This window comes from Stenotrophomonas sp. STEN087 (assembly GCF_056759115.1).
Genome location: NZ_JBRRCR010000148.1, coordinates 1 through 5470, shown reverse-complemented (window position 1 = coordinate 5470; position 5470 = coordinate 1). Strand labels below are relative to the sequence as shown.

General features: G+C 68.4%; 7 protein-coding genes. 6 read left to right on the top strand and 1 reads right to left on the bottom strand.

Annotated features, from left to right (window positions below; all coding sequences use genetic code 11):
• Positions 1–132: 132 nt before the first annotated feature.
• Positions 133–783 carry a class I SAM-dependent methyltransferase gene (locus ACVOK1_RS20160; protein WP_481563064.1) on the bottom strand — a complete coding sequence of 217 codons (651 nt, stop codon included), beginning with the start codon at positions 781–783 and terminating at the stop codon, positions 133–135.
• A gap of 345 nt (positions 784–1128) precedes the next feature.
• Here ACVOK1_RS20160 and ACVOK1_RS20155 point away from each other — a divergent pair, with 345 nt between their 5' ends.
• The 6 genes from ACVOK1_RS20155 to ACVOK1_RS20130 all read left to right on the top strand — a co-directional run bounded on the left by ACVOK1_RS20155 (position 1129) and on the right by ACVOK1_RS20130 (position 5046).
• Complete coding sequence (locus ACVOK1_RS20155) at positions 1129–1743, top strand: CDP-alcohol phosphatidyltransferase family protein (protein WP_079222297.1); 615 nt, start codon at positions 1129–1131, stop codon at positions 1741–1743.
• A 22-nt stretch (positions 1744–1765) separates the two neighbouring features.
• Complete coding sequence (gene phaE / locus ACVOK1_RS20150) at positions 1766–2851, top strand: class III poly(R)-hydroxyalkanoic acid synthase subunit PhaE (protein WP_406235825.1); 1086 nt, start codon at positions 1766–1768, stop codon at positions 2849–2851.
• A 6-nt stretch (positions 2852–2857) separates the two neighbouring features.
• Positions 2858–3925: a class III poly(R)-hydroxyalkanoic acid synthase subunit PhaC gene (gene phaC / locus ACVOK1_RS20145; protein ID WP_481563063.1), complete on the top strand. Its 1068-nt coding sequence runs from the start codon at positions 2858–2860 to the stop codon at positions 3923–3925.
• Between the two features lie 33 nt (positions 3926–3958).
• On the top strand, positions 3959–4327 hold the full coding sequence (locus tag ACVOK1_RS20140; protein ID WP_481563062.1) for a YfeK family protein: 369 nt from the start codon (positions 3959–3961) through the stop codon (positions 4325–4327).
• A 66-nt stretch (positions 4328–4393) separates the two neighbouring features.
• On the top strand, positions 4394–4597 hold the full coding sequence (locus ACVOK1_RS20135; RefSeq protein ID WP_106468444.1) for a PspC domain-containing protein: 204 nt from the start codon (positions 4394–4396) through the stop codon (positions 4595–4597).
• Positions 4594–5046, top strand: coding sequence for a hypothetical protein (locus ACVOK1_RS20130; RefSeq protein ID WP_406235831.1), 453 nt, complete (start codon positions 4594–4596; stop codon positions 5044–5046). Before ACVOK1_RS20135 ends, ACVOK1_RS20130 begins: the two co-directional genes overlap by 4 nt.
• Positions 5047–5470 lie beyond the last annotated feature (424 nt).

The following is a 5470-nucleotide window of genomic DNA, read 5'->3' as shown; positions in this document are numbered from 1 at the left end:
GGGGTGTGGGCCGGGCGTCACCTTTGCCGGTGGGCGGGGTTTCGGGGGGCCCCTGCCCGGGCGGATTGTCGGCCCGCCCCCTCCAGGTAGCGCCGGGCCATGCCCGGCGGATTGTCGGATCGCCGGGGTGCCTCAGCGCCGGTGCGCCAGCAGCAGATGGAAATGCTTGTCGCGCGACTGCCCGTCGTTGCCGGTGGCCGTCTCGCGGTGGCTGCGCCAGGCCGAGACGTTGAAGCCGGACACCCGAAGCGCCAGCTCCACCGCATCGAGCTCATGCAGCTGGAAATCGGCCGCGAACGGCAGGCTGCGCATGAAGCCGGCATCGCCGAAGGCCAGGCACAGGCGGCCGCCGCGGCAGAGCACGCGCGCCAGTTCGTCCAGCACCGGGGCCAGGTTCGGCCAGAAATACAGCGTGTTGACCGCCAGTGCGGCGTCCACCGAAGCATCGACCACCGGCAGCGCGTGGGCATCGCCGTGGCGCAGGGCGGCGCGATCGGCCAGGCCAACACCGGCCAGATGCTGGTTGCCGGCGTCGACCATCGCCGTGGACAGCTCGATGCCCAGATAGCGGCTGTCCTCCGCCTGCAGCAGCAGCGGCGCGAAGGCCGCATTGCCCGGGCCGATCCCCAGCACCTGTTCGCCAGGCGCCACCGCCAGCAGGGTGATGGCGGCGCGGTTGAGCTCGCCGTTGCTGCGGTTCATCGATTCGCCCACGGCCAGAGCGGCCTCGCCGTGGGGGTGCCGCAACTGCGCGGCCAGGGTGCGTGCGTCCAGCATCGACAACGTCCATGAAGAAGGAATCGGACGTGGCGTCGGCGGGTCCGCCGGTGACCATAGCGCCCGGTCGGTGGATTGGGAAGTAGGAAAACCCCGCGTCGAGGTGATCAGCAAATGGCCAGCGTCGCAGTCCCTGAGACCAGGTTGTCCACAGGGGGTGTGGATTACGCGTGGGCAACTTTGTGGATAAGCCGCGACAGGCTCCACCCCCCTAGGGTGTCAAGATGGGTGGCGAAAAATTCACCGCCGGTGATGAGGGGTGACGGACGGGTGAAGGCCGGTCGATGCCAACGCTGTCACCGGTAGCGGCGCTCGCGGTACCCTGTCTGCCTTGATGCCCCGTGAGACCCCATGAAACGTCATTTCTCGATGCTGCGTGAGTTCCAACTGGCGGACTGGTTCACCCTGGCCAACGCCTTCTGCGGCACCGGGGCGGTGTTTGCCGCCATGCGCTTCCTGCAGGACGGCGAGCGCGGCTACCTGATGTTCGGCATGGCGCTGATCCCGCTGGCCTTCATCTTCGATGCCCTCGACGGCCGCATCGCGCGCTGGCGCAAGTCCAGCTCCACCCTGGGCCGCGAGCTCGATTCGCTGTCGGATGTGATCTCCTTCGGCGTGGCCCCGGCGGCGCTGGCCTATGCCTGCGGCATGCAGGGCGGCTGGGACTGGCTGGTGCTGAGCTACTTCGTCTGCTGCGGCGTCAGCCGCCTGGCCCGCTACAACGTCACCGCCGAGGCGATGTCTGGGGAAGAGGGCAAGGTCAAGTACTTCGAGGGCACGCCCATTCCAACCAGCCTGGCGCTGGTGATCGTGCTGGCCATTGCCGCCGGCACCGATGCCATCGGCCATGACCTCTGGTTCGGCCAGTGGCAGCTCGGCCCGTGGCAGCTGCACCCGATGGTGCTGCTGTTCGCGCTGTCCGGCTCGCTGATGATCAGCAAGACCCTGCACATTCCCAAGCCATGACCCAGCCCAGCGGAGGCCCGCGATGACCAGCTCGGCCCACGACGCCGGCAGCAGCGATTTCGAGAACCTGTCCCGCCAGTACTTCGGCGCCTGGGGCGATGCCCTGCGCCATGCCGCTACGCCGGGGGCACCGGCCGGCGACGACCCGGGCAGCTGGCAGCGCCTGTTCGACTGGTGGGGCCAGCTGCTGCCCGAACAGGGGCAGGGCGCGCCGGAAGATGCGCTGCGCCGCTTCCGCGAGCAGGCCGGCAGCTGGTACGGCACGATGCAGGAAGTGGCCGCGCGCTTCGCCGGCCGCGATGCCAGCAGCGCCGACGTGGCCCAGGCCTGGCGCGAAGCCGTGCAGGGGCAGGGTGACGGCATGCTGCAGTGGATGCTGCAGGGCGCACGTGGCAGCACCCAGGCGGGTGCCGCGCTGCCCGAATTTGCCGCATGGCTGCAGCAGTGGCAGGTACAGGCCGGCCCGTGGCTGCAGAGCCCGGCCTTCGGCCCCGGCCGCGAGCACCAGGCGCGCTGGCAGACCCTGCTGCGCGCGCAGGAGGAATACCAGCAGCATTCGCGCGCCTACGTGGACCAGATCAAGCAGGCGCTGGAAGAGGCCTTCGACCTGTTCGAAAAGCGCCTGGCCGAGCACGAGCAACCGGGCAGCCAGCTGACCAGTGCGCGGGCGATGTTCGACCTGTGGATCGAGGTGGCCGAAGAGGCCTACGCCAAGGTCGCCCTGTCCGAGGCGTTCCAGCAGGTCTACGCCTCGCTGGGCAACGCACAGATGCGCCTGCGTGCCGGCCTGCAGCGCGAGGTCGAGCAGGTGAGCGAGCGCATCGGCCTGCCCACGCGCAGCGAGATGGATGCCGCCCACCGACGCATCGCCGAGCTGGAGCGCTGCCTGCGCCGCCTGCAGGCGCAGGTGGCCGTGCTGGCCGGGACCGCCGAGGTCGACCCGGTGGCACAGCCGGCGCCGGCCAAGGTGAAGCCGGCCGCACGCAAGCCCGCGAAGAAGGCCGCGCCGGCGAAGAAATCCGCCGCGCCGAAGCCGGCTGGCAAAAAGGCCGCTACCAAGAAAGCACCGGCGAAGCCCGCCGCACGCCGCACCACTGCGCGGAAATAACGACTGATGAAAGGACCGCTGGGCTTCAACGCCGATGACCTGATGCAGGAAACCCTGGCCATGCAGCGCAAGCTGATGGAAGGGCTGAAGCTGCTGCCGCAGGTGGAGGACGTGGACTATGGCGCCACTGCCCGCGAGGAAGTCTGGCGCGACGGCAAGGTGGTGCTGTACCGCTTCGTGGGCGAGCAGGCGCCGACCCGCAGGCCGCCGCTGCTGATCGTCTACGCGCTGGTGAACCGGCCGTACATGGTCGACCTGCAGGCCGACCGTTCGCTGGTGCAGAAGCTGCTGGCGCTGGGCCAGGACGTGTACGTGCTGGACTGGGGCTACCCGGACCGCTCCGAGCGCTTCCAGACCCTGGAGGACTACCTGCTGCGCTACATCGATGGCGCAGTGGATGCGCTGCGCACGCGCAGCGGTGGGCCGGTCGACATGCTGGGCATCTGCCAGGGCGGCGTGTTCGCCCTGTGCTATGCCGCGCTGCGCCGGCAGAAGCTGGGCAGCCTGATCACCATGGTCACACCGGTCGATTTCCACACTGCCGACAACATGCTCTCGCACTGGGCGCGGCAGGTGGACGTGGACCTGCTGGTGGACACGCTGGGGAACATCCCGGCCGACCTGATGAATGCCAGCTACCTGATGCTCAAGCCGTTCCGCCTGAACGTGCAGAAGTACGTGGGCCTGCTCGACATCCTCGACGACAAGGCGGCGCTGGAGGATTTCCTGCGCATGGAGAAGTGGATCTTCGATTCGCCGGACCTGGCGGGCGAGGCATTCCGTGACTTCATCAAGCAGTTCTACCAGGGCAACGGGCTGGTGAACGGCACGGTGCGGATCGGCGAGGAAGCGGTGGATCTGTCGCAGGTGACGCTGCCGGTGCTGAACATCTACGCCGAGCAGGACCACCTGGTGCCGCCGGATGCCTCGCGCGCGATGCGCGGGCGCCTGGGCACCGACGACTACACCGAATCCAGTTTCCGCGGTGGTCATATCGGCATCTACGTGTCCGGCCGCGCGCAGCGCGAAGTGCCGGCGACGATCGATGGCTGGCTGAAGGCCCGCGACCTGTAGAGTCGAGCCATGCTCGACTGCTTTGGGGGAATGATGACGTACCGTATTCCGCTGATCCTCGCCGCACTGCTGGCAGCGCCATTCGCCCACGCCGCCCCCGGCCCGCAGGCGCAGCGCGAGATCGCGCAGCTGATCGGCAGCCTCGATGGCTCGCAGTGCCGGTTCCAGCGCAATGGCAGCTGGCACGACGCGGCCGAAGCGCGTGCGCACCTGCAGCGCAAGTACGACTACCTGCTGAAGAAGGACAAGGTGGACAGCGCCGAGCAGTTCATCGAGCGCGCCGCCAGCCAGAGCAGCATGAGCGGCAAGGCCTACCGCATCCAGTGCCCGGGACAGGCTGAACAGACCGCCGCCGCCTGGTTCGGCGCCCGCCTGCAGGCGTTGCGTCAACGCACGCCGTAGACATACCCGCGTTGTAGAGTCGGGCCACGTTCGACTGCTCTTTCTGGTTCCCGAGGAGGTGCCACCATGAACACCACGCCACGCACGCTGTCGCGTTCGTTGAACGATCGGATGATCGCCGGCGTGATGGGCGGCATTGCCCATCGCTTCGGCTGGAACCCCACCCTGGTGCGGATCCTGTTCGTGCTGGTTTCGATCGGTTCGGCCGCTTTCCCCGGCATCCTGGTCTACCTGATCCTGTGGCTGCTGATCCCGAACGAGGCCGATTGAACGCCGCCTCGCGGCCCTGGCCGGTCTGGCTGCGCGCGCTGCAGGTGCTGGGCGCGGCCTGGACCCTGCCCAATACGCTGATCGGCGTGATCGGCGGGCTGGTCGGCCTGCTGGGCGGGGCGAAGCTGCGCTGGAGCGGCCGGGACTGTGCGCTCATCTTCGACCACTGGCCGTGGGGGCCGGGCGGGGCGATCACCCTGGGAAACGTGATCCTGCATACCGGCCACGACCTGGGCATGTCCTGCCGGACCTACGCGCACCAGGCGGGGTGGGGCGTGGAGCCGCTGATCCGTCTGGATGACCACGAGCGGGCGCACGTGTACCAGTACCTGGTGCTGGGGCCGCTGTACCTGCCGGTGTACCTGCTGTGCGGGGGCGTGAGCGCGCGCAACCCGTTTGAGCGGGCGGCGGATCATTACGCCCGGTTCGGGCACGGCTGGTGGCCGTAGTTTCCAGCCAACGGCGCAGCCCCTCGTGGCTGGGGTGCGGTGATTCATGGGGGCTGGCCGGGCAGGTGGATTGCGCAGGGGACGCTGCAAGTACATCCCTGTAAGCTCGGTCGCCGCATCCATGCGGCTCACGCCCCTGCGCAACCCACCTGCCCGGCCACGGACACGTTCCTGCGGCGTCCAGCCACGGAAAAGAAAAAGAGCAGCAGAAGCGGGTCGCGCGCTGCGCTTGCTCGCAGCCGAGCATGGCTCGGCTCTACACGAAGCAAAGAGCGGCCGGCCAGGCTGCTTTGCTTTTGATCTTCATTTTCTTTTCCGTGGGTGGTGGACGCAGCAGCCATCTGTCAGAGGTCGGTCGGGTCGGGTTCGCGGGGGTGTCCGCGGCATGGATGCCGCGGCCAAGCCCCCAGGGACGGGTTCACGG